The following is a 26,479-nucleotide window of genomic DNA, read 5'->3' on the forward strand; positions in this document are numbered from 1 at the left end:
TTCACTCCGTTGAAACCAGTTCTGCAGCCCTAAGGATCCCAGTTTTTCTGTATTCGGTAGCAGCACCCTTCCCTTGTCTTTCGATCAATCTATCGTCCATCAAATCCCTTATACGTCTTCTGACTGCCTCATTTGAGACATCATGTTCATCGGCGATTTCTGAGGTGGGGATAGACGACCACTCATCGCCCGAGAGTCCGTCTAAAATTTGGTTTTGAATCTCGCTGTGGTTATCCACAAAGCCATTCAACTGCTCTTCCTTATCCAATGCAAGCAACGTCCGAATCGTTCGTAACTCGGCAAGGATTTCTTCATCGCTCATGAATCAATCTCCCCCTCATCTCGAAGAGTTGAAACTGTCCCTCGGATACTGCTGGCCGACGTTCCTACCACCTCGGCCATTTCCTGATGGCCGAATCCCATCTGGTAAAGCAACTTCACCTTCTCCTTGTTCGTGGCCCCGTCGTCAAATTGCTCTTCTACGCGCAGCTGGAGTAGCCACTTTAGCCGATTGTCTATGCTGTCGAGCAGCTCTTTGGCGTCTTCGTCCATTATTAGTAATCCGTCAGTTCAGCTGATGCAGCGGTATCTTCCTCTGCCGATTCTGAAGATTCATCTTCCTCGGTTTCTTCGCCGTCGGACGATTCACCTGAATCCTCAAAATCCTCTTCAGGGTCGGGGATTTCTGGAATCTCAATCCCTGCTTCTTCTAAACTAATTATGTGTTCGTACGGTGAATTAGAACCGTCTCGCTCAATCACTCCCATGTTTGACCACTCATCATAGCGGCTGGAAATCCAGTAACGCGAGTAAGAGATACGTTCAGAAATATCGCGTGTACTGTGCTCTCCATCAGTTAGGTGATAAGTGATCCGCAGATCACGCTCTTCTTCTTCGTCGTCAGATGAAAGTGACTCAACAAGTGCGGGCTTAGCTTCCTGTATTCCGATTATCTTGACCCACCGCCGTATGTCGCGCAGAATGTCGTCAGTATCTTCAGTCACTCTTCAGTACCTCCGTCTCGTAGAAGTGCTGAATCATAGGATGGTCAAGCGCTGGAAGAGTTTTCGTGTAGCCGTTCTCAGCCTCCTCGATGAGTTCGTATTCTTCCAGTTCACTAACCGCTCGTGATACTGTCGCACTGCTAGTCCCGACTTCTTCTGCGATTTCCGCTTGTGCCTTTCCTTCTTCCACCGCCATTAGCACTCTCACGTAATTGTCACTACTCAGCATCTCGTATAGGCTGGCGAAAAGATCCTCTCTGGTCTCAAGTGCCAATAGGACCGCTTCTTCCGTCGTTGCAGCCATATATCTAAAGTCAAGTTATTAGACCGACATTAAACTAACCCTAAACGTCATGTTAGTTATAATAATTTGGTATGAAAGCCGCAAGCAGAGCGGATTTTGATACCCCACCCACCGCTGTGTACACTCCCTGTAAGAACTAATTTTGCCACTGTGGGTGCCGACAACCACTGAGACGCGAATCACTGTACAGCGCTAAGATAACTTTTTTATAAATTAATTCTGGTAGTTGTTTGGTGCCCTCACAGCGGGCTACACGGGGAAGAATCAGCAATCGACAGCGAGATAACGGGGTCGAACAGCGTTCTGCTGCGTGTAGCCAATCGACTACACAAAACCCCTACTTCCCCCAGAAGGGGTCCCGCTTGCGCTGCTTGTCGAGGTACATCTGGAGCGCCTCGAGTTCGTCGACCGGGATGTCGTCGTCGAGTTCCTGCTCCAGTATCTTGGCGTGCTTCTCGGGGAGTTCGATCCAGAGCTCGTCGCCCTCCTCGATCTGGCGGCCGACCGTCGGGCCGTCGATGGCGACGCTGACGCGGTTGCCGCTGCGGGCCTCGTCGACGTCCTCGCCCTGCTCCTGGATGCCCTTGACGTTGCCGACGCGCTTCGGCTCGTTGCCCTCGAACTTGGCGACGTTGGCGTTCTTCCGGACCGTCCCGGACAGCACCTCGACGCCGACGACCGCCGGGTCGTTCTGGCGGAACACGTGGTCCTCCAGGATGCGGAACCGCGCGGGCCGGGTGATGTTGTCGAGGACGGTCTGCTGCTGGGCGCGTTCGAGTTCCTCGACGTACTCGTCGAACTCCTCGACGAGCTGGTAGATGACGTCGCGGGCGAAGATGCGGACGTCCTGCTGGTCGGCCGCGACCTCGGCGTCCGCGAGCACGTCCACGTTGAACGCGAGGATGGTCTGGTGCTTGTCCTCGGCGGCGGTCGTGGCGACGCTCACGTCCCGAGGCGCGACGTCGCCCACCTCCGCGCGCATGACCGGGATCTCGGCCTCCTCCAGCGCGCTCACGATGGCCTCGAGGCTGCCGAGCGTGTCGGCCTTCACCACGATGCCCTCGTCCTGGGTCGCGACCTCGACCTCGGCGAGTTCCGCGCGGACCTCCTCGATGACGTCCTCGATCTCGCGGTCGCGGACGACGCGGACCGGCGCGCCGGCCATGGCCTCGTCGAGGTCCGGCGCGGCGATCTTCAGGCCGGCCGCGGCGGCGATGGAGTCGACCTGCTCGAAGCGGTCCTCGGTGCGGATCTCGGCCAGCGGGCGCGGCTTCAGCAGCGCGCGCACGTCGGTGACGATGGGGTCGTTCGCGCCGCCGACGACGATGGTCTCGTCGGCCTCGACGGTGCCGTCGTACAGCACCACGTCGATGGTCGTCCCGAACCCTTTCTCCTCTTTCACCTCGAGGACGGTCCCCGCTCCCGGGCCGGCGACGTCGATCTCCATGTCCTGGCGCATGTAGCGCTGGGCGAGTCCCATCAGGACGGTGAGCACGTCCGGGACGCCCTCGCCGGTCTCGGCGCTGACGGGGACGACGCCGACGTTGTTCTGGAAGTCCTGGACGCGCCAGTAGAGGTCGGCGGAGAAGCCCGCGTCGCTCAGTTCGCCGATGAGTTCGTACAGCTGCTCGTCGAGCTTCGAGCGGGCACGGTCGCTCTGGTCGTCGTAGGTCACCTGGATCGGCGCGTTCTCGTTCGGTTTCCACCCCGGTACCGTGTCGATCTTGTTCGCGGCGACGATGAACGGCGTCTGCGACTGCGTGAGGATGTTGATCGCCTCCTCGGTCTGGGGCTGGAACCCGTCGTTGACGTCGACGACGAGGATGGCGATGTCGGCCAGCGCACCGCCACGCGACCGCAGCGTCGTGAAGGAGTGGTGCCCCGGCGTGTCGATGAACAGCAGTCCCGGCAGGTCGAAGTCGGCCGGGTCGACGAGCTGTCCGGCGACCTTCGACACCACGTCGAGCGGTACCGCGGTCGCGCCGATGTGTTGCGTGATCGCCCCGGCCTCGCCCTCGATGACCGTCGAACCGCGGATCTTGTCGAGCAGGCTCGTCTTGCCGTGGTCGACGTGCCCGAGTACGGCGACGATGGGCGTTCGGAGGGAGCGTGTTTCGTCCTGTGATGTGTCAGACATACCTACCACCCGGGAGAAGTTCTTATGAGAGAACAACCCCGCGCGGCATTTAACTCCATCGTCACGACGACGGTGCGGCCGTGCCGGTCAACGCCCGTCGGCGGCGAAGGCGGACGTCTGACGACCGAACCGCTCGACCGACGACACCGACGAGTCGGGCCGGTCCGGACGACGGGCGAGGGTCGGTGGCGGCGTAACCGACGTCGAGCGAGGGCGGCGACGGTCGCGGCCGGTGTCGACTCGCGATGGTCGGTGGAGACGCCCGAGGCCATCACCGCGCGCGGCGGGACGAGAGCGCACGGCAGGACGAGGGGCGCTGAGGGAGCCGGCGGCGAAAGACGTAAGCCCCGTGGAGTTTATATACGAGCAATCGGTAACGGGAGGTATGCCGGACATACTCGCGGAGAATCTCTCGGGGAAGGCCGTCATGGGTTCTGACGGGACGGAACTGGGGATGCTCTACAACATCACGATGAACCTGAAGACGGGGACGCTCGCGGACCTCGTCGTCGAACCCGACGAACAGATCGATCCCGACGACGTCGACTTCCCGACCGACGAAGAAGGGAACTTCGAACTGCCCGTCCAGCGGGTCCAGGCGGTCAAAGATTACATCGTCGTCCAGCGGTAAATGTACGTCCTAGACGCCTCAGCTTTTATCAACGAGTACCACACCACCGAACAGACCGCGTCTATCCCCATGGTCCAGGAGGAACTCGAGGGCGAACACGCCTTCCGGTTCGACGCCATGGAGGGGTCGGGGATGCACATCCACCTGCCCCAGGAGGCGGCCGTCGAGAAGGTCCGCCGGGCCGCCGACGAGACCGGCGACCTCGACGAACTGTCCGACACGGACGTTCGCCTCGTCGCGGCCACCTTCGAACTCGACGGGACGCTCGTCACCGACGACTACGCGATGCAGAACGTCGCCGAGCGCATGAACGTCGACGTCGAGGTCATCGCCCAGGACGGCATCGAAGAGCAGCGCGACTGGCGGTTCCAGTGTCAGGGCTGCGGTCGCGAGTTCGACGAGAACAAGCCCCGGTGTCCCATCTGCGGCAGCGAACTGTCACGCAAGAACCCCTCGAACGCCTGAAAACGAACGCTCTCCTACGTCATGCTGACCCACATTGCGGCGAACAGCACCGCGTCGAAGGTGCCGTGGACCAGCGCCGGCACGGTCGTGTTCCCCGTCCGGAGGTAGACGACCCCGAGGACGAGCGACAGCAGGAAGATGACGCCGAGCGCCGCGACCGTCGCGACCAGCGACGCTGCGGTGGCGTAGGCGAGGCCGTGTGCCAGCGCGAAGACGGCGCTAGCGACGACGACCGCGCCGCGCTCGGAGAACGTCTCGTACAGCGACTTCTGGATGATGTTACGATACAGTAGCTCCTCGCCCGGCCCGATGAGCAGCCACGCCGCCGGAATCAGCGCGAGCAGGATGTCGGGGTTGCCCTGCCGGGCGGCCTGCTCGACGCTGTGGTCGGCGGTGTTCACCCCCGCCTGCGTGAGCGCCACGCCGACGGCTATCTGGAGGCCGAGCAGCGCCATCGACCCGCCGAGGACGTACAGGAGGTCCCGCCGGTCCGGGACGCGGAAGTCGAGGTACGAGAGACCCTTCCCCCGGCCGACCAGGTAGAAGACCGCGATCGTTCCCGTCCCGAGACCGAGCGCCACGGCCGACACGCCCTGCTGGACGACCGGTCCGAGCCCCTCGAAGATGCCGAGCAGGATCGAGAACCATATCGAGATGGCGAGCAGTCCCGAGAGACCGAGCGCGCCGCTTCGCAGGACGGCGAGCACCATCGTGCCGAGACCCGGGGACCCGGCCGCGTCGCCGGCCCCGGTCGCCGTGCTATCTGCCATGGTCGAAGCCAGGGGGTCGCATGCTAAAGTCCCTGCGACTGGAGACGGCGGGTTACGACGATGGCCAGGGGACGACGGTTGACAGGGCACGAAGGTCGACAGGGATACGTCTGGAGACGGACGGGACAGGACGGGCCGGGCGGAGCGCGCTAGTCGAGTTCGCGGAGGAGGTGCTGGACCTCGCGGTGGTCGTCGAAGTCGACCGTCCCGGCGAGTTCCTCGCGGACGTGTTCGATCTCCAGTTCGAGCCGCGCGAACTCCTCGCTTCCCCGGAGTTCCGACGCAGGGAGTTCCTCGCGGAGGCTGGCGTGCTTCGCGACGAGGGAGTAGTAGCGCGTCAGCAGTTCGGCGTACTGCGTCCGACGGTACAGCGACTCGACCGTCTCGCGGAGCGTCTCGCCGTCGACCGGTTTCGTGACGTAGTCGTCGAACTCCATCTCGACGATGTCGTAGTCCGGTTTCACGGCGGTTATCATGGCGACGCGGCAGTCGTACTCCCGCTCGCGGATCGCCGCGAGGACGTCCTCGCCGTTGCGTCCCGGCATCTTCCGGTCCAGGAGGACGACGTCGACCCGGTCGCCCAGTCGGTCGAGCGTCGCTATCGCCTCGTCCCCGTCGTGGACGACGTGGGGATCGTACTCGTCGAGCCACCGTTCGTAGAGGTCCGTGACCTCGGACTCGTCGTCCACGACCAGCACTCCGGCGTCGCCTGTAGCACTCATTCGTCGTACACGTCTCCGGGAGAGAAGAACTAGCACGGGTTAATCAGGCTTTTGGTTGCCGCGAGCGCCGCCGGGGGACGCGGTCGGGAACGAGAGCACCGCGACGGCGCCACCGGCGTCGGCGTCCTCGAACCAGACCTCGCCGCCGTACTGCTCCATCATCACCGACGCGAAGTGGAGTCCGAATCCGACCGACCCGGACTCCTCGGCGGTGACCTCGCGCTCGAACACGGCGGACTTCATCTCGTCCGGGATGCCCGGCCCGTCGTCCGCGATCTCGACGCGCACTGCGTCGTCGGCCCGACGGGCGCGAACCTCGATCTCCGGCGCGGAACCAGCGTGCTCGACGGCGTTCAGCAGGAGGTTCTCGACCACCTCGCCGAGCAGGTCGTTACCCCGCACCCGGAGGCCGTCGTCGACGTCGCAGCGGACGGCGACCGCCTCGTACGTGGCGTCGACCTTCCGGGCCTTCTCGCGTAACGTCTCCGAGAGGGAGACCGACTCCAGCGAGACCGACTCCGTCGCCGTCACCGTCTCGACGACCGACCGCACCTTCCGGGTCAGGCTGGCGACGTCCTCGCTCCAGCGAGAGACCGTCTCGAGGTGCCGCCGCCCCTCCTCGTCGACGTGGTCCTCGAGCAGTTCGAGGTTGCCGCTGACGACGGTCATCCCGTTCAGGATGTCGTGCCGGAGGACGCCGTTGAAGAACTCGATCTGCTCGTTGCGCTCGGCGACCGTGGCGCGACTCGCGCGCAACTGCGCCTCCCGTCGCGCCCTGTCGAGCGCCGTCTCGGCCGTCGCCGCCAGGATGCGCACGAGTCGACGCTCGTCGTCGCCGAACGTCTGCTCGCCGCCCCGACAGCCCACGACTAGCGTGCCGTGGTCGCCGAGCGGGAGCGCCAGCAGGCAGCGGACCGGCAGGTCCGCGAGCCACGACGCGTCGGTCGAGTCGCCGGGTCCGCCGTCCGCCTCGGCCGCCTCGCAGACGACGGCCTCCCCGGACTCGAACGCGCGCCACGCGGGGTCCGCGGAGGCGGAGACGACGGGGTCGCCGTCGAGCGCCGTCGCGAGACGCCGGGTCGTCGCGGCCGGGCGCAGTACGTCGTCGACGTCGTCGCGGAGCAGGACCGCGGCGAACGGGTGGTCGAGCACCTGCTCGACCGTCTCCACGACGACGTCGGCGATGTCGGCGCGACGCTCCGCGTCCATGAGCCGGCACGTCGTCGACTGCAGCGCCCGGAGCGTCTCCTCGCGGCGCTTCTGGAGCGTCGTCTCGCGGAGGACGACCACCTCGCCGCGCCGGACGCCGTGGTGGTCGCGGACGACCGTCCGCCGGGGGTCGAAGACCACCGCACCGCCGGCGGCGACGCCCGCGGACCCGTCCGTGCGTGGCTCGGCCGAACTGCGTGGTTCGTCCGCGGACGGTTCCCCCGAGGACGAGCCGCCCGCCGGACCATCGCCCGGCAACCGGTAGGAGGCGTCGGCCGCCAGCGCGTCGCGAAGGCCGGGGACGGCCGTCTCGACGTGGCGGTCGACCGGGTCCGGGACGGCGAACAGCGACCCGGCGGCGTCGTTGTGCTCGACAATCACGTCGTCCCGGAGAACGAGCACCGGGTCGTCCATCTCCGCGAGCACCAGGTCGGCAGCCAGCGGCGCGACGTCGAGGAAGTCGTAGCGGAACAGCGAGAGCGCGACCACGACGCCGCCGGCGACGAAGGAGACGGGCGTCAGGTCGAACACGGGCGGGAACGTCGCCCCGGTGAGAAAGAGGACGCTCCCGGCGACGGGGAGGAGTCCGGCGACGACGACGGCGAACGCCTGCCGCCGGTAGAGGCGGTCGGCTCTGAGCGCGAACGACGTGAGGAAGCCGAAGCCGATGGCGACGACGACGAAGCCGTAGGCGAGGTGGAAGTAGAACGGCGCGGCGTGGGTGACGGAGAGCAGCGTGAGGCCGTCCACCGTCGCCGTCGACGCAACCGGGTCGGTGAACCCGAACTCGGGGCTGGCGAGCGCGAGCGCGAGGTAGGCCGCGGGTTCTGCCCAGACGAGCGGCGTCGTCGTCCGCGTCAGCCAGTCGCCGCGGTCGGTGTACTCCAGCGCGAACGTGAGCCAGAGGATGGGCACCGCGGTCGCGAAGACCCCGGCGAGGGTCGCCCACATGCGAGCGCGCGCTGGCGTCTCGCTCGTCAACTGCAGCGCGTAGAACCCGGACCAGCCGGCGGCGGCGACGAGCAGACCACCGAACGGCGTGGCGGCCGGGACGTCGCGATTCGTCCACGCGACGCCGGCGAGCGCCAGGCCGACGACGGTCCCGGCTATCGTCGAGCCGAGGACGAGCGTCGCCGGAAAAGTCGTCGTACCAAACATGTTCGTTCTCGAACACAGTTCGAAGCGGCACGCATTAGGCGTTTCCTGGATTATCACGGCGGATAATCGCCCGCGGGCGCGTTCGAACGCGTTCGCCCGTCTGCGCGGGGTTCACTGGCGAAACGTTTACCAGCGCAGTGACCTTACCGGGCGACAATGACTGCAGGGACGCGAGTCGGAGGTGGGGCGTAGTGGAACTCATCATCACCGAGAAGAACAACGCCGCGCGGCGCATCGCCGACATCCTGAGCGGCGGCACCGCGGAGACGGACCGCCGCAACGGCGTCAACGTCTACCGGTGGGGCGGCAAGCGCTGCATCGGCCTCTCCGGCCACGTCGTCGGCGTCGACTTCCCAGACGAGTACAACGACTGGCGCGACGTCGAACCCGTCGAACTCATCGACGCCGAGGTCGAGAAGAAGCCGACGAAGGAGAACATCGTCCGCACGTTGCGCCTGCTCGCCCGCGACGCGGACACCGTCACCATCGCGACCGACTACGACCGCGAGGGCGAACTCATCGGCAAGGAGGCGTACGAGCTCGTCCGCGAGGTCAACGAGGAGGCACCCGTCCGGCGCGTGCGCTTCTCCTCCATCACCGACAACGAGGTGACGTCGGCGTTCGAGAACCCCGACGACATCGACTTCGACCTGGCGGCGGCCGGCGAGGCGCGCCAGGTCATCGACCTCGTCTGGGGCGCGGCACTGACGCGGTTCCTCTCGCTGTCCGCCCGCCAACTCGGCGACGACTTCATCAGCGTCGGCCGGGTCCAGAGCCCGACGCTGAAGCTCATCGTCGACCGCGAGCGCGAGATCGAGGCGTTCGAACCCGACGACTACTGGGAGCTGTTCGCCGACCTCCAGACGACCGACGACGAGGCGGCGACGTTCGAGGCGCAGTACTTCTACCGCGACGAGGACGGCAACGAGGCCGAGCGCGTCTGGAACGAGGCGGACGCGACGACCGCGTTCGAGGCGCTGCAGTCCGCCTCGCAGGCGACCGTCGAGCGCGTCTCCCGACGCACCCGGACCGACGACCCGCCCGCGCCGTTCAACACCACGCAGTTCATCCGCGCCGCCGGCAGTCTCGGCTACTCCGCCCAGCGCGCCATGAGCATCGCCGAGGACCTCTACACGGCGGGGTACATCACCTACCCGCGGACCGACAACACCGTCTACCCCGACGACCTCGACCCCGAGGAGTTGCTGGAGACGTTCGCGGACGACTACAACTTCGGCGACGACGCCGAGAGCCTGCTCGGGCGCGACATCGAGCCGACTGAGGGCGACGAGGAGACGACCGACCATCCGCCCATCCACCCGACCGAGGACGTGCCGACGAAGGGCGAACTCGGCGACGACGAGTGGGAGGTGTACGAACTCGTCGTCCGACGGTTCTTCGCCACGGTCGCCGACGCCGCGCGGTGGGAGCACCTCAAGGTGGTCGCCGAGGTCGCGGACCACTCGCTGAAGGCCAACGGCAAGCGCCTGCTCGAACCCGGCTACCACGCCGTCTATCCGTACTTCAACACCAGCGAGAACTACGTGCCGGACGTCGAGGAGGGCGAGGAGCTCGCCGTCACCGACGCCGAGATGGAGGACAAGCAGACCCAGCCCCCGCGGCGCTACGGCCAGTCGCGGCTCATCGAGAAGATGGAGTCGATGGGCATCGGGACCAAGAGTACCCGCCACAACACCATCCAGAAGCTGTACGACCGCGGCTACCTGGAGAGCGACCCGCCGCGGCCGACCCGGCTGGCGCAGGCGGTCGTCGAGGCCGCCGAGGAGTACGCCGACCTCGTCGTCAGCGAGGCGATGACCCGCGAACTCGAGCAGGACATGACCGCCATCGCGGAGGGCGACGCCAACTTCGAGGACGTCGCCGACGAGTCCCGCGAGATGCTGGCGACGGTGTTCGAGGAGCTGGAGGACTCCCGCGAGGACATCGGCGACCACCTCCAGCAGTCGCTGAAGGAGGACAAGACGCTCGGCCCCTGCCCGGAGTGTGGCTCCGACCTGCTCGTCCGCCAGAGCCGCAACGGGTCGTACTTCGTCGGCTGCGACGGCTACCCCGACTGCACGTACACCCTCCCGCTGCCGAATCGCGGGAAGCCGCTCCTGCTGGACGAGACCTGCGACGACCACGACATGCGGAAGGTGAAGATGCTCGCCGGCCGCCAGACGTTCGTCCACGGCTGTCCGCTCTGCAAGGCCGAGGAGGCCGAGGAGGAGGAGGACCAGGTCATCGGCGACTGCCCTGAATGTGGTGAGGAACACGGCGGCGAACTCGCCATCAAGCACCTCCAGAACGGCTCGCGGCTGGTCGGCTGTACGCGCTACCCCGACTGCGACTACTCGCTGCCGTTGCCGCGCCGCGGCGACATCGAGGTGACCGACGAGCGCTGCGAGGAGCACGACCTCCCCGAACTCGTCGTCCACAGCGGCGACGAACCCTGGGAGCTGGGCTGTCCCATCTGCAACTACCGGGAGTACCAGGAGCGCCAGAACGAGTCCGGTACCGACCTCGAATCCATCGAGGGCATCGGCGCGAAGACCGCCGAGAAGCTCTCGAAGGCCGGCATCGAGAGCATCGACGACCTCAAGGACGCCGAGGTGGAGTCGGTCGCCGCGGACGTCAGCGGCGTCAGCGAGGACCGCCTCCGCACCTGGCAGGCGAAGGCCGACTGACGCGCACGCCATCCGGTTCGTCTGACGAAGTCACGGACCAGCGCGGCAGTAAGACGTGGTTTCGAAGCTGTTTTAGCCCGCAATTATGTACGAAGCCCTATGACCGCTCGCTGGGACGAATGGGACCACATCATCAAGCTGGACCCGGACAAGACGCTCGCGGAGGGGGACACGTTCGAGGACGTCTGCCGGACGGGCACCGACGCCCTCGAGATCGGCGGGACGCTCGACATGACCCAGGAGAAGATGCAGTCGGTCATCGACGCCTGCGCGAAGTACGACGTGCCGCTGTACCAGGAGCCGAGCAACCCCGCGGTCGTCGTCGACGACGACGCGCTCGCGGGCTACCTCGTGCCGGTCGTGCTCAACGCCGGCGACGTCGCCTGGATGACCGGCTTCCACAAGGAGTGGGTGAAGACGAGCGACGTCGACTGGGAGACGACGACCACCGAGGCGTACATCGTCATGAACCCCGACGCCAGCGTCGCCGAACTCACGTCGGCCGACTGTGACCAGGACGCCGCGGACGTGGCGGCCTACGCCGAGGTCGCCGAGCAGGTGTACGGCCAGGACATCGTCTACGTCGAGTACTCCGGCACGTTCGGCGACCCCGAGGTGGTCGCGGCCGCGGCGGACGCCCTCGACGAGACGACGCTGTTCTACGGCGGCGGCATCCACGACTACGAGTCGGCGCACACCATGGCCCAGCACGCCGACACCATCGTCGTCGGCGACCTCGTCCACGACGAGGGCGTCGAGGCCGTCCGCGAGACGGTCGAAGGAGCGAAAGACGCCAGGCGCGCCGTCGCCGAGTAGCTGTCCGTCTCCTCGCGGCCGTCACTTCTCTTTCACGGTCCCGGATTCCAGCGTCGCCCGGCCGGAACCGAAATGACCGCGTTTAAGACCGCGCCCGCAGAACGGAACCTTATGCAGGACCGAACCTACACCGCCGACGCCGCACCCGGCGAGACGGTGACGGTGGCCGGCTGGGTTCACGAGATCCGTGACCTCGGCGGCATCGCCTTCATCATCGTCCGGGACACGACCGGAAAGATACAGGTCAAGTTCGAGAAGGACGAGATGGACGACGACCTCGTCGAGACCGGACTGGGCGTCAACCGCGAGAGCGTCGTTCGCGTGAGCGGCGACGTCGAAGAAGAGGACCGCGCCCCGACCGGCGTCGAGATCGTTCCGGACGAGGTCGAGGTCGTCGCCGATGCCGAGCCGGAACTCCCGCTCGACCCCAGCGGAAAGGTCGACGCCGACATCTCGACCCGCCTCGACAACCGCACGCTCGACCTCCGCAAGGAGGAGGTCAAGGCCATCTTCGAGATCCGCGCCGAGATGCTGCGCTCCGTGCGCGAGCAGTTCCGCGCGCTCGGCGGCACCGAGATCAACACGCCGAAGATCGTCGCCACCGGGACCGAGGGCGGCACCGAGCTGTTCCCCATCACCTACTTCGGCCGCGAGGCGTTCATGAACCAGTCGCCCCAGCTGTTCAAGCAGCTGATGGTCGGCTCCGGGCTCGAGCGCGTCTTCGAGGTCGGCCCCATCTTCCGCGCCGAGGAGCACAACACGCCCCGCCACCTCAACGAGGCGACCTCCATCGACTTCGAGTCGGCCTTCTACGACCACGAGGAGGCCATGGACGCCTGCGAGGCCGTCGTCAAGGCCGCCTACGAGGGCGTCGCCGAGAACTGCCAGGCGGAACTGGAGCTGCTCGGCTACGACGACTTCGAGGCTCCGCAGGGCGACTTCCCGCGCATCTCCTACGAGGAGGCCATCGAGCGCATCAACGCCACGGGCGAGCTCGACGAACAGCTCGTCTGGGGCGACGACCTCCCGACCGAGGGCGAGAAGGCGCTCGGCGAGGACGTCGGCAGCCACTACTTCATCACCGACTGGCCCAGCGAGATCAAGCCGTTCTACATCAAGGACCACGACGACGACCCCGAACTGTCGACGGGCTTCGACCTGATGCACCCGCGCATGGAACTCGTCTCCGGCGGTCAGCGTGAACACCGCTTCGACCACCTCGTCGACGGGTTCGAACAGCAGGGCCTCGACCCCGAGCAGTTCGAGTACTACACGAAGATGTTCAAGTACGGCATGCCGCCCCACGCCGGCTGGGCCATCGGCGGCGAGCGCCTCATCATGACGATGCTCGGCCTCGACAACATCCGCGAAGCCGTGCTCTACCCGCGCGATCGCCAGCGTCTGAGCCCGTAAGACGCTCGCGGCGACCCGACACCCGTTCTTTCGACCTCTCCGACCAGTAGCGGCAGGTGTGAACCGGTGGCCGGCGCTCGCCGCGCGGAGCGGGGGCGAGATAAAAGAAAGCGACGGGAAGGCCGAAACGGAGGACGGAACCGGAGACTGCGGACGGAGCGCGGGATTTGGAACGGGGCCTATTCGTCGTCGATGGCGACGGAGAACGCGTCGCTCGCGACCGTGACCAGGTTCTCTCCGGCGTCGAGCTGACCGACCACGTCGAGGGTGACCTGCGTGGTGTCTTCGACGCGGTGGACGCTGACGTTGTCCAATCCGGTCGTCTCGTCGGCAGTGACGAAGGTGACGTTCCCGTCGTCGTCGGAACGGACGACGTCGACGCTTCTGGTCTCGGACTCGCTAGCGCTAACCAGTTCGACATCTTCTATCTCGACCGTCTCGTCGTCGAGGTCGACGACGACCGCAGTCTCGGGATGTGCGCCCGGTGCCGTCGCGTCCAGATGGACGTGCCCGGACGGGTCGACCCCGTGGACCGCGAGCGTCACCGACTCGGGGTCGTCGAAGCGGTCCCGGAGCGCCTCCATGGCGTCCTCGTCTTCGGCGAGGGCCGACCGGACCGTCTCCAGCTGCGAGTCGTCCAGTTCGTCGTTCTCGTCGACGACGTCGACGCCGTCGAGCTGTTCGCGTGCTGTGCTGTCGTCTGCGTCCGCGTCCGCAGCGACGACCGACCCTCCGCCGAGGGCCGACGCCACCAGGAACACGGACAGTATCAGGGCAGTGCGTTTCATGGTCGTACTCTTCGCGACCCGGACGGGCCGTCCGCGGAGCGACGGGGACCGCCGTCCGCGAGCGGCAAGGTCCGTCCGGACCGCGACGGGTACACCTCGCGTGAAAGACCGGATATATCCCCGTTGGTAACGGGCGGAAGGAGCGTTCGAAACTACCGTTCCGGCTACAGCAGCATGACGACGTTCCCCATCCCACGACGCTTGCGCTCGACGAGGTTCTTGCTCTCCAGGTTGTCCAGCGTGCGGCTCACCGTCGCCTTCGAGAGGTCGGTCTGTTCGACGATCTCGTTCTGGGCCAGCACGCCGTCGGCGTCCAGGACGACCTCGTAGATCTGGCGTTCGTTGTTGACGAGCTGGTCGGCCGTCTCGTCCCACTCCTCGCGACGCATCTCCAGCAGTTCGTCGCTGGACTCGGGGACGGGCTCCGGCGTGTCGGCGGCCGTCCCGGTTGCGGTCCCGCCGTCGGGACGGGCGCGACCGCCGACCAGCAGGTACGTCCCGCTCGCGCCGAGAAGGGTCGCCGCGACGGTTATCACGCCGACGTCGCTGTACCGGAAGTAACCGCCAAGCTCCGCCACCTTCGTCCCGTTCTCGCCCACGGAGACCATGACCGGGGACGGGGTGATCAACTGTACCGCGAGGACGATGATCGCGGCGACGAAGACGACCGCTGCGAAGAGTTGCTTGCGGTGGAGGGCCCGCACGTCCATAGTTGGGCGTCCGACGGCAGCCCTTAATGACCGTCGGTTTACATTCGCGGAACGCCACTGAAACGCCCGTGAAACGCGTTCGGAACGCGTTTCGGCCGTAGATTGATGAGGTCTTTCACCCAAAACGTACACGATGACGAACGACCTTCGCTCCCGGTTCGTCGCGCTGTTCGGTTTCGCGGTGCTCGCGACGGGCGTGGTCTGGGGCGGGACCACCCTGGGCGTGGGTGCGCCCGTCACGGATGCCGACCCCGCCGCGACGTTCAACGTTACCGGCGACGGCGTCACGCTCTCGGACGGCGACCGGGAGGTCACGGTCGTCGACAACTTCACCGAAGGGAAGGAAGTCGAGATCGAACAGACCGACGGCCGTTTCACGGTGAGGACGACGCAGCCACTGACCGCCGACGAACGCGAGCGGGCGGTCGACGTCGTCCGGAGCAACGAGACGGTCCAGAATCACCTCGACGAGATGGACGACTACGGGTTCGCGGTCGAGCCCATCCGCAAGGTCGAGGCGAGTGAGTCCGTCGAGATCGACGTGAAAGCGCCCGGAAACGCCAGCAGCGTCGTCGAGGTCGCCAACGGATCTACGGCGACGTTCACGCTGGAGATGGAGAACGCCAGCGTCGAGACCGACGACGACTCGGTCCTGGTCGCCGACGAGCGGTCGTACGTCGAAGACGAGGCGGCCGTCGAGATACGGCGGGCCGACGGGACGGTGGCGTACGACGTGTTCGTGGACCTGGAACGGGGAACCGTCGTGCAGATAAGCGGGTGAACCACGGGCGACCGCGCGCCGCGACTCCGAATTGCAAGGGTTATACCGGCCCGACTGAAACCGGGGAGTATGAGCGACGAGGACGGCCGGGCGTTCGTCCCGGGACACGTGACCGGCTTCTTCAGCAGTCACGAGGCCGACGACCCCGAGCGGGCGGGGTCGCGCGGGGCGGGACTGGCGCTGTCGGACGGCGTCACGGTGACGGTCGAACCGGCCGCGGAGACGAGCATCGAACTCGACGGCGAGTACGCGTCCGTCGAGGCCGGGCGGCGCGTGCTGGACGAACTCGACGTGACCGCCCGCGTCACGGCGGAGACGGACCTCCCGGTCGGCGCGGGGTTCGGCGTCTCGGGAGCGCTGGCGCTCGGCACCGCGCTCGCCGCCAACGACGCGTTCGACTGCGGGCGCTCGGAGAACGAACTGGTGACCGTCGCCCACGTCGCGGAGGTGGCAGCGGGGACGGGGCTCGGCGACGTCGTCGCCCAGTCGCGCGGCGGCGTGCCGATACGGCTCGAACCGGGCGCGCCCGAGTACAACCGCCTCGACGGCGTGCCGGCCCGGACGCGCGTGGAGTACTGCTCGCTCGGCGAACTCTCGACCGCCGAGGTGCTGGCGGGCAACACCGACCGCCTCTCGGAGGCGGGCGTGAACGCGCTCGTCGACCTGGTGACCGAACCGACGCTCGACGAGTTCGTCCGCCTCTCCCGCGAGTTCGCCGAGGAGGCCGACCTCCTCACCGACGACGTGCGCGCGGTCATCGAGGACGTGGAGGCCGAGGGCGGGCAGGCGTCGATGGCGATGCTCGGCGAGACGGTGTTCGCGCTCGGAACCGGGCTGACAGACGCTGGCTACGACGCCACCGCCTGCGAGGTCCACCCAGGCGGCGCGACGCTGGTCGAGTGACGGCCGGGGGACGAGGTCTGGAGACGACTGGAGACTCCGTCTGGAGTGACGGCCAGAGGACGACGCTGGGCGCGTCGCGCGGAAACGAACTGCTTTTTGACGCCTCACGACCGAGTGAAACGCATGACCGACATCCCCGACGACCACCCGCGCGCGCAGTCGCTGCGGACGCGCCACCGCATCGAGGACGGCGTCGAGAAGGGCATCACGAGCAAGCAGGGCCTCATCGCCGAGGGGCGCGGCGAGGCGTTCGACTACCTGCTGGGGGAGCGGACGCTCCCGAGCGCCGATGCGGCCGAGCGCGCCGCGGCCGCGCAGTTGCTGCTGGCCGACCACCCCGTGCTCTCGGTCAACGGGAACGTGGCTGCGCTCGTTCCAGCGGAGATGGTCGAACTCGCCGACGTAACCGGGGCCGACCTGGAGGTGAACCTGTTCAACCGGACCGAGGAGCGCATCGAGGCCATCGCGGACCACCTCCGCGAGCACGGGGCCGAGGAGGTCAAGGGACTCGCGGCGGACGAACGCATCCCGGGCCTGGAGCACGAGCGGGCGAAGGTGGACGCCGACGGCATCTACGCCGCCGACGTCGTGCTGGTCCCGCTGGAGGACGGCGACCGCGCGGCGGCGCTGGCCGAGATGGGCAAGACCGAGATCGTCGTCGACCTCAACCCGATGTCGCGGTCGCCGCAGGCCGCCGCCATCCCCGTCGTCGACAACGTGATGCGCGCGATCCCGAACGTCACCGAGCACGCCCGCGACCTGGCCGACGCGCCAGCGGCCGAACTGGAACGCATCGTCGAGGAGTTCGACCCCGACGAGGCGCTGGCCGCCGCGGAACGGGCGCTACGGACGCTCGACGACGACTGAGGGCGTCGGTGCGGCAGTTCCATCGATTTTTTCCGTCGCGATTACGAACCATTATCCATGCGTCATCTCGGTCTGAAAGCTCGCATGGCAATCGTCGGGGCGGTACTGTTCGCGTTCTACGCCGTCGCCGCCGTCGTCGTGATGGGCGTGTTCGGCTGGCCGCTCGCGCTCGTGCTGGTCGCCACCGTCGGCTTCGTCGGCGTCCAGTACAAGATCGGCAAGTGGGCCGCGCTCAGGAGCGTCGGTGCCGAGGAACTGCCGAAGGACCGCTACGGCGACGTCCATCGCCGCGTCGAGGCGCTCGCGGACGACATGGGCATCGACAAACCGCGACTGATGGTCGCCCGGATGGGCGTGCCGAACGCCTTCGCCGTCGGCCGGAAGGGCGCGGGAACGGTCGTCGTCTCGGAGGAACTGCTCCAGTTGCTCGACCCGGACGAACTCGAGGGCGTCCTCGCCCACGAGCTCGCGCACATCAGCAACCGGGACGTCGTGATGATGGTGCTCGGTCAGGGGGTCGCCTCCATCGTCGCCATCGTCGCCCAGTGGGCGGTCCTGCTGACCGGCGACAACGACATCGCGGACTTCTTCCTCGCCATCGTCGTCGGTCAGATAACCCAGTTCCTCGTCCTCATCTTCGTCTTCGCCATCTCGCGCTACCGCGAGTACGTCGCCGACAGCGACGCCGCCGAGAAGGTCGGCGGCGGGGAACCGCTGGCCCGCGCGCTGGAGAAGATCCAGCGGGGGAGCCAGCGCACTCGCGAGACGGAGGTCGACGCACAGGTGAACGCCCTGTGCATCTTCGGCGAGGAGCGCGGGCTCGAACGGCTGGTCGCGACCCACCCGCCGGTCGAGAAGCGCATCGAGCGGCTCCGTAGCTGATGGACGTCCGAACCCTCCTGGCCGGCGTCCTCGGGGTCGCGCTCGGTCTCGCGCTGGTCGCGTTCCCGGACGCCGTAATCCGCGTCCAGACCGCGGGCCGTCTCCCGGACGACCGCGGCGGCGAGTACGGCACCGGGGCGGCGACGCCCGAGCGCTGGCGACGGCTGGTCCAGGTGCTGGGCGTCGTCTTCCTCGCAGGTGGCCTCTACTTCGCGGCGACCGTGCTCGGCTAGATAGAGCGGACGCGGCGTCACTCGCTGAGGCGCTCGCGGAGGAACCGCGCCAGCAGCGGGGCGTCGCCGACGTGCAGCAGTTTCGCGATGGAGAGCAGGTTGCCGGCGTTCGCGTCGCTCAGCGTCTCCATGTTCATGCGGTCGAGGTCGCGCATCAGCGTGTCGTAGCGTTCGTTCGACGCGAGATAGAGGAGCTGAGTCATCAGCAGGCGGGTCCGCATCTGCGGCGCGACGCGGTCGTGCCAGAGGTCGTCGTAGATGGCCATGCTCTCGGCCGACGTGTCAGGCTCCTCGGGCGTGAAACAGCGGTCGGCGGTGATGGCCGCAGCGCGACCGGACTGCATCCCCTTGTGGATGCCCTCGCCCCAGAGCGGGTCGACGGTCGGGACGGTGTCGCCGACGGCCATGAAGTTGTCCGTACTCAGGCCGTCGGGCATCTGGATGTGGGCGGATCCGCGGTGGTGTTCCCCCTCGATGCGCTCGGCGTCCGCGAACCGTGGGTCGGTGTCGAGCCAGTGCTTTAGGTAGTCGTCGATGCCCATGCCGTCGCGGGCCTTGTCCTTGTGGGTCTGGTTCTTGATGTAGCAGACGCCGACCTTCGCGGTGTCTTCGCCGGTGTGGAAGATCCACGAGTAGCCGCCGGGCGCGATGTCGTGGTCGAGGCGGAGCATCATCGCGTCCCGGAGATCCGCGAAGTCCTCGTGGGCCATGTCGATGCCCTCCAGTTCGTACTCGACGCCGATGGCCTGCTTGTCGCGCTTGAGGTCGCTCACGCCGAGCTTCTTCGCGAGCGGCGCGCTCGGCCCGGTGGCGTCGACGACGATGTCGGCGTACACCTCCTGGTCACCGGCGTACTGCACGCCGACGACCTCGCCGTCCTCCATGACGGGGTTGGCGACGCGGGCGTCGAACCAGTATTCCGCACCCTTCTCGCGGCCGTCGCGGACCAGGTAGCGCTTGAAGTCGGCGAACTCCAGGACCGCACCCGGCTGGGACTGGCGGTAGTGCTCGTTCGGCGATTCGAGGACGACGCTGTCGGTGTACTGCATCACGACGTCGTCCGGGATGCCGAACGACCCCATCATCGACGGGAACGTCCCGGCGGTCGACTTGTTGCTCTGGCGCGGGAACTCGTCCTCGGACTCCGCTTCGAGGACGACGACGTCGTAGCCCCGCTGGGCCAGGTCGCGCGCACACTGGGCACCGGCGGGCCCGGCGCCTGCGACGACGACGTCGAAGTGGTCGGTCATCGCCCGCTCCCCCCTGGTCGGTCGTCGTCGGTTGCGTTCGCAAGCCCGGCAGTGGCGACCGCCCGGACGACCGCCGCGCCACTGGCGCGGCCATCGCAGGCGTCGACGCACTCGCCGGCCGTCGCCGCCGCGGCGAACCCGGCGGGTTCGTGGGGTACGGCGGCGACGTCGCGTGGTTCCGCAGTCATCTCTACACTGTGTTGCCGGTCATATCATAAAAAACGGGCGCAAACGCTTTGAGGACGGAATTAAGTCGTTGTTCGTTGGTCGCAACTCGACGCGGCGGTGAAATCTGGCCCGGACAGACACCTCCTCCGCGGACGAGTATGGGCGGGCAAAGGTTCGGCGTTCCGACGCGGTCGCGCTGGTAGCGACCCCAGATAGCGAAGGTAAAGATGACATCTACCAAAGATATTATTACTGTTAGGTAGGAACTGAAACCTGTTCGATGAGAGTAAGCCACGTCGTCGTTATCGCAACACTCGCAATATACGTCTTCTTCGCGATAGCGGCGACGTTCCAGGTCGTCGACCCCCGGCTTACCCAGGCGAGCCAGCCCCCCGACGTCGACTTCTCGGACCCGCCGTCGGACGTCGTCGCGACGTCAGTCACGAAGCTCGAGCATATGGACTACAGCTCCAAGTTCATCGCGTCACCCAACGAATCTGGAACGAACAGTAGTTCGAAATCCATCGAAACCCGAGTCGAACATTCTGACGCGGAGTACGTCGTGGACAATTTGTTCGGGGTCGACGGTATGAAACTGTACGCCAACGACGCGACAGCGTGGATTTGGACGAGCGGCGATGGCTGGCAGCTGCTCAGAAAGACGCATATATCGTTCCCGTCGAACTACGCGTACCCGACAGCGGACAAGCTCCACCCGTTCAACGTCTCGTCGATTAGACGGGCGGAAGGCGCGATCGTCGACGAAACCGCGACGCAGGTCGTCATCCGGATCAACGATACGACGACGAGTGGTACTGACGTGCCGGGATACACGCGTTTCCACATCGACAAGCGGAGCGGAAACCTCCGGAAGGCGGTCCAGGTAGGGCGATACGACGGCGAAACGGGAACAGTGAAGATTAGGTTCAACGAGGTCGGAACGACCACCGTCGAGCGACCGGACGCGATCGGATTCTCGGCGTGGGAGCTAGTCGGCGACCTCATGCGGTACACGCCCGCAGAGTAGTTCGGGCACCGTCTCGTCGAGCGTCCGTAACATTCGATGGCGGTCTCGGTTACGTACACGCCCCCGAGAGACGTCCGGAAACTGACGGCTCGAAGAGTTTCCGGAGGTTCGACCGTCGCTCACTCCGGTCCGACGGCGATCACCTTTCCACTCGCGGCGTAGAGGCTTTCACCGGCAACGACGACGCCCGTATCGAGGTGCGTTTCGTCGCCCACGGATAGCTGCCACTGCTTCGTTCCGCGGTCAAGATCGAGTGCGTACACGTTGCTGCCACGGTTACCCACGTAGAGCGTTCCGTCTGCAATTGCCGGATTGCAGTTCACGAGCCAACTCGTATCGAACGCCCACTGTTTCTCACCTGTTGCGGTGTCCAGCGCGTACACGTTTTCGTCCTGGCTGCCGAAGTACACCGTTCCGTCGACGGCGGCGGGAGCCGACCGTACCCAAGCGCCGGTGTCGAATCGCCACCGCAAGTCACCGGTCTCGGCGTCGACCGCGTACAGGTTGCCGTCGTCGGACCCGAAGAACACCGTCCCGTCCGCGACGGTCGGTCCCGCAGTGGTGGCCGCGCGAGCGATGTATCGCCAGTCGCCCTTTCGAATGCCACCATCGTGTTCCCCGATGTCGAATCGCCATCGTTCGTCGCCGGTCTCGGCGTCCAGTGCGTAGAGATAGCGGCGAGTGCTGAGAGCGTAGACCGTCCCGTCCGTGACAGCGGGAGCGTAGGGGGCTTCGTCCAAGCCCTTGAAGCGCCAGCGTTTCTTCCCCGTCTCGGCGTCGAGCGCGTGGACGTTTCCACCCCAATCGACGATGTAGACCGTTCCGTCGACTACCGTCGGCGAGGATCCCATCGCTGGTTGCTGTCGCCACCGTTTATCACCAGTCTGGGCGTCGAGCGCGTACAGGTTACCGTCACTGCTCGCGACGTAGACCGTCCCGTCGCTTACGGCCGGTGCAGAGTACACCCAGTCATCGGTTTCGAACGCCCACTGCTCTTCGCCGTCGGCCACCCCGAGCGCGAAGACGGTGCCGTGCTCGTCACCGAGGTAGAGCCGACCGTCGGCGACCGCCGGGAACGTGAAGACGTCGCGGTCGAGCGTCCAGCGCACCGCGGCATCGCTGCCGGGACCGGACGCGTCGGGGTTGTACCCCGAATTGGTGCTGTCGTATCCCTGGCCCGGCCAGCGACCGGCATAACCCGCGGTGGATATGGAGCCGAGGCAACCGGCAGTTGCAACCCCGGCTGCAAGTGAAGCAAGCAAGTGGCGACGACTACATCGTTGTCCATGCATTGTTAATTTCTCCGAATTATCATCTGACCGCCTGGGTCGACTTCCGCATCTATTTCGTCCAGTTGTTGCTCCTTAGTGTTCTTAATTTGACTTTGGAACATTGTGATGCCCTCTGTCGCCGCACTCGTCAGTATCGATTCGCCCGGCGAGTTAGGGTCAATTGGGATTGTTTCGCCCTTCACGAACTCGTACAGCGCGACTCGAACTGCCTCATCTGCGGTTCCTCCGTTCTTGATTACGAGCTCCCCTTTACCTGCTGCACCGGCGATAGCGATACCATTTGAATAAACTCTCTTGGTCGTCTTCAGCATGTACTTCGTCGAATCCAACATCACCGCCGCTGGCACGGTGTACCGCTGACTCACCTCGGGCGTCTCGCCTAGACCGTCCCGTTCAGGACGTGCGAACGCTGTATTCTCCACGCCACGAAGTTCCAGTTTGAACTTGCCGAAGTGCTCCATCGTCGGAAGGATAGCATCGCCTGTGGATTGGTCCACTGTGACGGTGAACGGCACCGTCTTCTGACCCTTACTCACCACTACTTTCTTTTGTTCTACAACTTCCCCATCATCTATAATTTTTGACTCCATCCCATCAGGAGATGTTAACGTCAGCACTGCTTCCACGTCCGACTGTTCTAGTAACCTTTCACCATACTTATTTGTTTGTAGATAAACTGTAGCATCCACCGTTACCGTTCCGACGTTGGCGTTAAGACCCTCAAGGCCACTGCCACTGCCTGATGAGGACGGACTCACTGCCAAGTAGCTTGATGGGAAGTACTCACTCTCATCCAGTTTGTCGGCTTTCACGGGATCGCCGTCTCTCGTAAACGTCGCCACCGAGTAACCTGCGGATAGCGTCTCTGGCACCCTGGCCTTGCTGCGCGGATTCGAATAGTATTCTTCGCTGTCGTCGAGTCCGACACCGTCCGTGTTCGTGGAGTTTGGATGTGAATAATATTTTTCCACTTCCACCTTTCTAATCAGATTTCCACTTGTACCTTTCACAAAGCGCTTCTCAAACGAAACTTCCTGCATGTCGGTAAGTCCGTCACCGTCGGTGTCGGTAGCGTATGGGTCAAGGTTGAGGTCTCGCCATTTGCACGTATGCTCGCCGTTCTTCATTCGGCACACTGGTCTCTCTAACTTGCTCGCCCTCCGTTCGATGCTAGTGGGAATACCGTCCCCGTCGTCCTGCGTGATGCGGATACTGGAAACCTTGACAGTCGCGTCTTCCTCAGCCATGACTTCGATAGAAGCCGTCCCGCCAGCGAACGATGAGAGGTCGACCTTCTTGGTCGTCCACCCTTTCGAACCAGACGTGACGCTGAACGCCGTCTCCTGTGTGGTAGTACCGTTCACGACGACCTTCGCCGCCGAGTCAGAACCAGATGCTTCGCCTTTCACACGCAATTTAAGCGTTATCTCCGAAGCATAGTGGAAACGGACTGACCGACTTGCACGCGACGCGGTATCCAGACTGCCCTCACTGTGGAAAGTGGTCGTTTTGATACAGAGGTCCTGATCGATAGCCATTCCGACATCCTGCGTCGAATACGTACAGGTAGGTGGTGAGTCGGTATCGTCGTCATCGTCACTGTCATCACCACCGTCATCGCCGCCGCCATCATCGCCACCGTCGTCGCCGCCGTCATCGCCGCCGCCATCATCGCCACCGTCGCTACTGGAGTCATGCGAGACGACGAGCACATTGCCCTCGGTCTCGGTTTCCTCGATCCGACCGTCGCCGCTCCACCCGTCCAGGTCCGAGAACCCCTCGTAGACTGGCCACTTCTGCTGAATCGTCGCTACTTGCGTCTCGCGCCATTCCTCGTAATCCACGACCATGAAGTACGAGAACCCACTGACGGTCGTCGATGCGGTTCGGTTTTCGGAATCTATCGCTGTCTCGACCGTGTGGATGGACTCGTTGTCGACGGGGTCCCATTTGACGATCGTGAGATTGTTGTCGGCGACGTCGACGGAGTCTCCGAGAGGGACCGACACCGACGCGTTGTCGAACGTCTGTTGGCTGGTAAGATGCATCACGCCGGATTTCCGCATTTCGTTCGTGGTGTCGTTCGAAACTTGCTCGACGGCGACGCCGTTTGCGACGTTCCCATCGCCCGTCATGTTGACCGTGACGCCGGTTTCCTCGTCCGTCTTCTCCGTGGTGAACGTCTCGTTGCCGTCGAGGATGCCATCGCCGTCGGTGTCGGCGACGAGCGGGTTGGTTCCGAGTTCCAGTTCATTGGGGTCGGGAAGGCCGTCGTCGTCGGTGTCAGACTGAGTCGGAGCAGTTCCGTACTCGTTCACCTCCGCGCCGTCCGAGAGCCCGTCACCGTCAGTGTCGTTGTAGACGAGTTTCGTCTTCGCGTCTACCTCCTCTATGTTGGTGAGACCGTCGTCGTCGAAGTCCTCCTGCCCGTCGAGGACGCCGTCGGTGTCAGTGTCGTTCGTCGTCGGGTCGAGGCTGACGTACTGGAGTTCGAATCCGTCGGTCAACTCGTCGCCGTCGGTGTCGGAGTCGAAGGGATCCAGTCCCAACCTGTACTCGCGGAAGGTGATGGCACCGTCGTTGTCGAAGTCCTCCAGGCCGTCCAGCCGGCCGTCACCGGCCTCGGAGACATTCGTCCGGTTCGAGTCGCTGTCGGCGTTCGTCGGGTCGGTTCCGGTCACCCTCCGCTCGTACGTGTCGGGCAACCCGTCGCCGTCCATGCGAACGACGTCAGTCCCTCGCTGTGGACCGTGGATATCCTCCTGGTCGGACTCGTCGTAGCCGCTGTCGGCAACGTCGACGCCAGGGTCGAACGCGGACAGGTTGATCCGCTGAATAGTAGAGTCGTTGAAACTGAGAGGGTCGAGACGAACGCTCGTGTTGAACGTCGCCGTCGTGCCCGGAACGGTCGAGGACGCAAGCGACACGTTGCGAGTCCGGTTCGACCAGCGGACGGTCGCGGTCAGTTCGTAGGGTCGCACGTCGAAGACCGATCCTGCTACCGAGTGGTTCTTGATTTCTTCGCGTGGAACGTCGCGTCGAGTTTCGACCGTCACGTTCGGCGTGGTCGCCTCGTCCATGATGTCGAGTGCGCGCTGTGCGGAGGTCCACGCCTGCCGATACTGTTCGATTGCTCCTGCCTGAGAGTGCTCTCGGATGCGTTCAGCCCGCTGGTAGGCCTCACGCGCCGCACTGATGTTCTCTCGAACTGCGGTCTCGTCGAACGAGACGTTGCGTTCACGCAAGACGTCGGCAACCCGCTTTGCGTCAGCGATGCCGGTCTGCGCATGGATCTCGTCGGCCGCGACCACGTGGACTGTCACGTTCGGAGCGCGCCTGGCCAGTGGTGCGACGACTCGTTTGTCAGATCGGAACGTGGCAGCGGACGTCGTTCGGTTCCCGTCCAGTAGTGTCTCTTGCGTCCCGTCCAACTCCCGCAGTAGTCGTCGTTTCAGTCCACTACTGTCGCCCTTACCCGGATTCAAGCGAGCGTCCTGCAAGAGATTTCGTGCCGCCGCGCGGTGGTCGTGCGCACTGGCGGTCGGGGAGAGTTCGATGCTTTCGTTCAGAGCGTCGAACGTCGCCGGCCCTGTTTCGACGACGGCCGATGGCCCGTTCTGGCGTAACTTGGGAAGACCTGTGCGTACTGGTCCGTTTGCTCTCGACCGGCCGAAGTCGCGTCGATCTCGACTGACCGAATTTTGATCATCCGATTGGGAGGTATCGTCAGTTTTGACGGTGTCCGTTTCTCGGTTACCATTATTTCCATCGCGTTCGGACTGCCCGCGCTCGTTATCAGTTCCGCGTTGATGGGTGGCACGGTTGCTCTGGGACTGGTCCGACCGATCTTGCTCGCTGGGGGTCGCTTCGTTCCGCGAGCGGTCAGACTGACCCTGGTCGCCACGGTTCCCGTTGTTTGTCTGCCGGTTATCTCCGTTTTCGGCCTGCCCATGTGTAGTTCGTTCGTCACGACCACGGTCGTGAGTCGAGCGTTCGCCGTTTCCCCGGTCCTGTCGTCCTGTTGGCTGCTGTTCGGTCGAGGTCGCAGGAGGCGTTGTTTCGGTCGTTGTCACTGGAGCGGTCGTCGCTGTCGACTGAGACGTCCGAACGCTCGTTGACTGTTGCGTAGTCGTCCCGCGTGGTCCGGTTTGCTGATTCCCCTGCCCCTTGTTAGACCCACGCTTGTCATCCGATTGGTGTTTATCTGTCGTCTGCTTGCTTCCGGCAGTGGGTTTCCCGTTCCCTTTTCCGTCGTCAGTGTG

Annotated in this window: 25 protein-coding genes; 11 read left to right on the forward strand and 14 right to left on the reverse strand. The window is 65.0% G+C overall.

Features of this window, described 5'->3' with window-relative positions; all coding sequences use genetic code 11:
• Position 1: 1 nt before the first annotated feature.
• From NKT36_RS06575 to infB, 5 genes are all read right to left on the reverse strand, one after another.
• Positions 2 to 322: a hypothetical protein gene (locus tag NKT36_RS06575; RefSeq protein ID WP_327053158.1), complete on the reverse strand. Its 321-nt coding sequence runs from the start codon at positions 320 to 322 to the stop codon at positions 2 to 4.
• A complete protein-coding gene (locus NKT36_RS06580; protein WP_327053159.1) occupies positions 319 to 552 on the reverse strand; it encodes a hypothetical protein in 234 nt (77 codons plus the stop codon). Before NKT36_RS06580 ends, NKT36_RS06575 begins: the two co-directional genes overlap by 4 nt.
• 2 nt (positions 553 to 554) lie before the next feature.
• Entirely contained in the window at positions 555 to 1,004 is a 450-nt protein-coding gene (locus NKT36_RS06585) for a hypothetical protein (protein ID WP_327053160.1), read from the reverse strand.
• Positions 997 to 1,308, reverse strand: coding sequence for a DUF7343 domain-containing protein (locus NKT36_RS06590; RefSeq protein WP_327053161.1), 312 nt, complete (start codon positions 1,306 to 1,308; stop codon positions 997 to 999). Before NKT36_RS06590 ends, NKT36_RS06585 begins: the two co-directional genes overlap by 8 nt.
• Before the next feature lie 337 nt (positions 1,309 to 1,645).
• Positions 1,646 to 3,445 (reverse strand): translation initiation factor IF-2, encoded by a 1,800-nt coding sequence (gene infB / locus NKT36_RS06595; protein ID WP_327053162.1) that lies wholly within the window; start codon positions 3,443 to 3,445, stop codon positions 1,646 to 1,648.
• Positions 3,446 to 3,830: 385 nt separating this feature from the next.
• On the opposite strand from infB, the gene NKT36_RS06600 reads away from it, so the two are divergent.
• A complete protein-coding gene (locus NKT36_RS06600) occupies positions 3,831 to 4,076 on the forward strand; it encodes a PRC-barrel domain-containing protein (protein WP_327053163.1) in 246 nt (81 codons plus the stop codon).
• Positions 4,077 to 4,541: an NOB1 family endonuclease gene (locus NKT36_RS06605; protein ID WP_327053164.1), complete on the forward strand. Its 465-nt coding sequence runs from the start codon at positions 4,077 to 4,079 to the stop codon at positions 4,539 to 4,541.
• A gap of 14 nt (positions 4,542 to 4,555) precedes the next feature.
• Here the strand turns inward: NKT36_RS06605 and NKT36_RS06610 are convergent, their stop codons facing one another.
• From NKT36_RS06610 to NKT36_RS06620, 3 genes are all read right to left on the reverse strand, one after another.
• Entirely contained in the window at positions 4,556 to 5,311 is a 756-nt protein-coding gene (locus NKT36_RS06610; RefSeq protein WP_327053165.1) for a CPBP family intramembrane glutamic endopeptidase, read from the reverse strand.
• A gap of 149 nt (positions 5,312 to 5,460) precedes the next feature.
• On the reverse strand, positions 5,461 to 6,033 hold the full coding sequence (locus NKT36_RS06615; protein ID WP_327053166.1) for a response regulator transcription factor: 573 nt from the start codon (positions 6,031 to 6,033) through the stop codon (positions 5,461 to 5,463).
• Between the two features lie 39 nt (positions 6,034 to 6,072).
• Entirely contained in the window at positions 6,073 to 8,400 is a 2,328-nt protein-coding gene (locus tag NKT36_RS06620; RefSeq protein WP_327053167.1) for a sensor histidine kinase, read from the reverse strand.
• Positions 8,401 to 8,591: 191 nt separating this feature from the next.
• Between NKT36_RS06620 and NKT36_RS06625 the strand changes: the two genes are divergently transcribed.
• The 3 genes from NKT36_RS06625 (at position 8,592) to aspS (ending at position 13,316) form a co-directional block, all read left to right on the forward strand.
• Entirely contained in the window at positions 8,592 to 11,087 is a 2,496-nt protein-coding gene (locus NKT36_RS06625) for a DNA topoisomerase I (RefSeq protein ID WP_327053168.1), read from the forward strand.
• 99 nt (positions 11,088 to 11,186) lie between these two features.
• Positions 11,187 to 11,903, forward strand: a complete 717-nt coding sequence (locus NKT36_RS06630) for a phosphoglycerol geranylgeranyltransferase (protein WP_327053169.1) — start codon at positions 11,187 to 11,189, stop codon at positions 11,901 to 11,903.
• Between the two features lie 111 nt (positions 11,904 to 12,014).
• The gene (gene aspS, locus NKT36_RS06635) at positions 12,015 to 13,316 is read left to right on the forward strand and encodes an aspartate--tRNA(Asn) ligase (RefSeq protein ID WP_327053170.1); all 1,302 of its coding nucleotides are present in this window, start codon (positions 12,015 to 12,017) and stop codon (positions 13,314 to 13,316) included.
• A gap of 179 nt (positions 13,317 to 13,495) precedes the next feature.
• Here the strand turns inward: aspS and NKT36_RS06640 are convergent, their stop codons facing one another.
• On the reverse strand, positions 13,496 to 14,104 hold the full coding sequence (locus NKT36_RS06640; protein ID WP_327053171.1) for a hypothetical protein: 609 nt from the start codon (positions 14,102 to 14,104) through the stop codon (positions 13,496 to 13,498).
• A 164-nt stretch (positions 14,105 to 14,268) separates the two neighbouring features.
• Entirely contained in the window at positions 14,269 to 14,814 is a 546-nt protein-coding gene (locus tag NKT36_RS06645) for a helix-turn-helix transcriptional regulator (protein WP_327053172.1), read from the reverse strand.
• Positions 14,815 to 14,947: 133 nt separating this feature from the next.
• Here NKT36_RS06645 and NKT36_RS06650 point away from each other — a divergent pair, with 133 nt between their 5' ends.
• From NKT36_RS06650 to NKT36_RS06670, 5 genes are all read left to right on the forward strand, one after another.
• The gene (locus NKT36_RS06650; RefSeq protein WP_327053173.1) at positions 14,948 to 15,595 is read left to right on the forward strand and encodes a hypothetical protein; all 648 of its coding nucleotides are present in this window, start codon (positions 14,948 to 14,950) and stop codon (positions 15,593 to 15,595) included.
• Positions 15,596 to 15,664: 69 nt separating this feature from the next.
• Complete coding sequence (locus NKT36_RS06655; protein WP_327053174.1) at positions 15,665 to 16,498, forward strand: pantoate kinase; 834 nt, start codon at positions 15,665 to 15,667, stop codon at positions 16,496 to 16,498.
• A gap of 123 nt (positions 16,499 to 16,621) precedes the next feature.
• Complete coding sequence (locus NKT36_RS06660; RefSeq protein WP_327053175.1) at positions 16,622 to 17,365, forward strand: 4-phosphopantoate--beta-alanine ligase; 744 nt, start codon at positions 16,622 to 16,624, stop codon at positions 17,363 to 17,365.
• A gap of 84 nt (positions 17,366 to 17,449) precedes the next feature.
• A complete protein-coding gene (locus NKT36_RS06665) occupies positions 17,450 to 18,247 on the forward strand; it encodes a M48 family metallopeptidase (protein ID WP_407652204.1) in 798 nt (265 codons plus the stop codon).
• On the forward strand, positions 18,247 to 18,480 hold the full coding sequence (locus tag NKT36_RS06670) for a hypothetical protein (protein WP_327053177.1): 234 nt from the start codon (positions 18,247 to 18,249) through the stop codon (positions 18,478 to 18,480). The genes NKT36_RS06665 and NKT36_RS06670 overlap by 1 nt, the downstream gene beginning before the upstream one ends.
• 17 nt (positions 18,481 to 18,497) lie before the next feature.
• Here the strand turns inward: NKT36_RS06670 and NKT36_RS06675 are convergent, their stop codons facing one another.
• Both NKT36_RS06675 and NKT36_RS06680 read right to left on the reverse strand, forming a co-directional pair.
• Positions 18,498 to 19,730: a digeranylgeranylglycerophospholipid reductase gene (locus tag NKT36_RS06675; protein WP_327053178.1), complete on the reverse strand. Its 1,233-nt coding sequence runs from the start codon at positions 19,728 to 19,730 to the stop codon at positions 18,498 to 18,500.
• Positions 19,727 to 19,918 carry a hypothetical protein gene (locus NKT36_RS06680; RefSeq protein WP_327053179.1) on the reverse strand — a complete coding sequence of 64 codons (192 nt, stop codon included), beginning with the start codon at positions 19,916 to 19,918 and terminating at the stop codon, positions 19,727 to 19,729. The genes NKT36_RS06675 and NKT36_RS06680 overlap by 4 nt, the downstream gene beginning before the upstream one ends.
• A gap of 260 nt (positions 19,919 to 20,178) precedes the next feature.
• On the opposite strand from NKT36_RS06680, the gene NKT36_RS06685 reads away from it, so the two are divergent.
• Positions 20,179 to 20,925, forward strand: coding sequence for a hypothetical protein (locus tag NKT36_RS06685; protein WP_327053180.1), 747 nt, complete (start codon positions 20,179 to 20,181; stop codon positions 20,923 to 20,925).
• Positions 20,926 to 21,044: 119 nt separating this feature from the next.
• Here the strand turns inward: NKT36_RS06685 and NKT36_RS06690 are convergent, their stop codons facing one another.
• Positions 21,045 to 22,034 carry a PQQ-binding-like beta-propeller repeat protein gene (locus tag NKT36_RS06690; protein ID WP_327053181.1) on the reverse strand — a complete coding sequence of 330 codons (990 nt, stop codon included), beginning with the start codon at positions 22,032 to 22,034 and terminating at the stop codon, positions 21,045 to 21,047.
• A 185-nt stretch (positions 22,035 to 22,219) separates the two neighbouring features.
• A complete protein-coding gene (locus NKT36_RS06695; RefSeq protein WP_327053182.1) occupies positions 22,220 to 25,540 on the reverse strand; it encodes a hypothetical protein in 3,321 nt (1,106 codons plus the stop codon).
• Positions 25,541 to 26,479 lie beyond the last annotated feature (939 nt).

This window comes from Halomicrococcus gelatinilyticus, from assembly GCA_024227995.1.
GTDB classification, from domain to species: Archaea; Halobacteriota; Halobacteria; order Halobacteriales; family Haladaptataceae; genus Halomicrococcus; species Halomicrococcus gelatinilyticus.

Bases quoted from the DNA above. Each gene is read 5' to 3' on its own strand.
- NKT36_RS06575 (WP_327053158.1), bottom strand. From the start codon at position 322: ATGAGCGATGAAGAAATCCTTGCCGAGTTACGAACGATTCGGACGTTG.
- NKT36_RS06580 (WP_327053159.1), bottom strand. From the start codon at position 552: ATGGACGAAGACGCCAAAGAGCTGCTCGACAGCATAGACAATCGGCTA.
- NKT36_RS06590 (WP_327053161.1), bottom strand. From the start codon at position 1,308: ATGGCTGCAACGACGGAAGAAGCGGTCCTATTGGCACTTGAGACCAGA.
- infB (WP_327053162.1), bottom strand. From the start codon at position 3,445: ATGTCTGACACATCACAGGACGAAACACGCTCCCTCCGAACGCCCATC.
- NKT36_RS06600 (WP_327053163.1), top strand. From the start codon at position 3,831: ATGCCGGACATACTCGCGGAGAATCTCTCGGGGAAGGCCGTCATGGGT.
- NKT36_RS06605 (WP_327053164.1), top strand. From the start codon at position 4,077: ATGTACGTCCTAGACGCCTCAGCTTTTATCAACGAGTACCACACCACC.
- NKT36_RS06610 (WP_327053165.1), bottom strand. From the start codon at position 5,311: ATGGCAGATAGCACGGCGACCGGGGCCGGCGACGCGGCCGGGTCCCCG.
- NKT36_RS06615 (WP_327053166.1), bottom strand. From the start codon at position 6,033: ATGAGTGCTACAGGCGACGCCGGAGTGCTGGTCGTGGACGACGAGTCC.
- NKT36_RS06620 (WP_327053167.1), bottom strand. From the start codon at position 8,400: ATGTTTGGTACGACGACTTTTCCGGCGACGCTCGTCCTCGGCTCGACG.
- NKT36_RS06630 (WP_327053169.1), top strand. From the start codon at position 11,187: ATGACCGCTCGCTGGGACGAATGGGACCACATCATCAAGCTGGACCCG.
- aspS (WP_327053170.1), top strand. From the start codon at position 12,015: ATGCAGGACCGAACCTACACCGCCGACGCCGCACCCGGCGAGACGGTG.
- NKT36_RS06640 (WP_327053171.1), bottom strand. From the start codon at position 14,104: ATGAAACGCACTGCCCTGATACTGTCCGTGTTCCTGGTGGCGTCGGCC.
- NKT36_RS06645 (WP_327053172.1), bottom strand. From the start codon at position 14,814: ATGGACGTGCGGGCCCTCCACCGCAAGCAACTCTTCGCAGCGGTCGTC.
- NKT36_RS06650 (WP_327053173.1), top strand. From the start codon at position 14,948: ATGACGAACGACCTTCGCTCCCGGTTCGTCGCGCTGTTCGGTTTCGCG.
- NKT36_RS06655 (WP_327053174.1), top strand. From the start codon at position 15,665: ATGAGCGACGAGGACGGCCGGGCGTTCGTCCCGGGACACGTGACCGGC.
- NKT36_RS06660 (WP_327053175.1), top strand. From the start codon at position 16,622: ATGACCGACATCCCCGACGACCACCCGCGCGCGCAGTCGCTGCGGACG.
- NKT36_RS06665 (WP_407652204.1), top strand. From the start codon at position 17,450: ATGGCAATCGTCGGGGCGGTACTGTTCGCGTTCTACGCCGTCGCCGCC.
- NKT36_RS06670 (WP_327053177.1), top strand. From the start codon at position 18,247: ATGGACGTCCGAACCCTCCTGGCCGGCGTCCTCGGGGTCGCGCTCGGT.
- NKT36_RS06675 (WP_327053178.1), bottom strand. From the start codon at position 19,730: ATGACCGACCACTTCGACGTCGTCGTCGCAGGCGCCGGGCCCGCCGGT.
- NKT36_RS06680 (WP_327053179.1), bottom strand. From the start codon at position 19,918: ATGACTGCGGAACCACGCGACGTCGCCGCCGTACCCCACGAACCCGCC.
- NKT36_RS06685 (WP_327053180.1), top strand. From the start codon at position 20,179: ATGAGAGTAAGCCACGTCGTCGTTATCGCAACACTCGCAATATACGTC.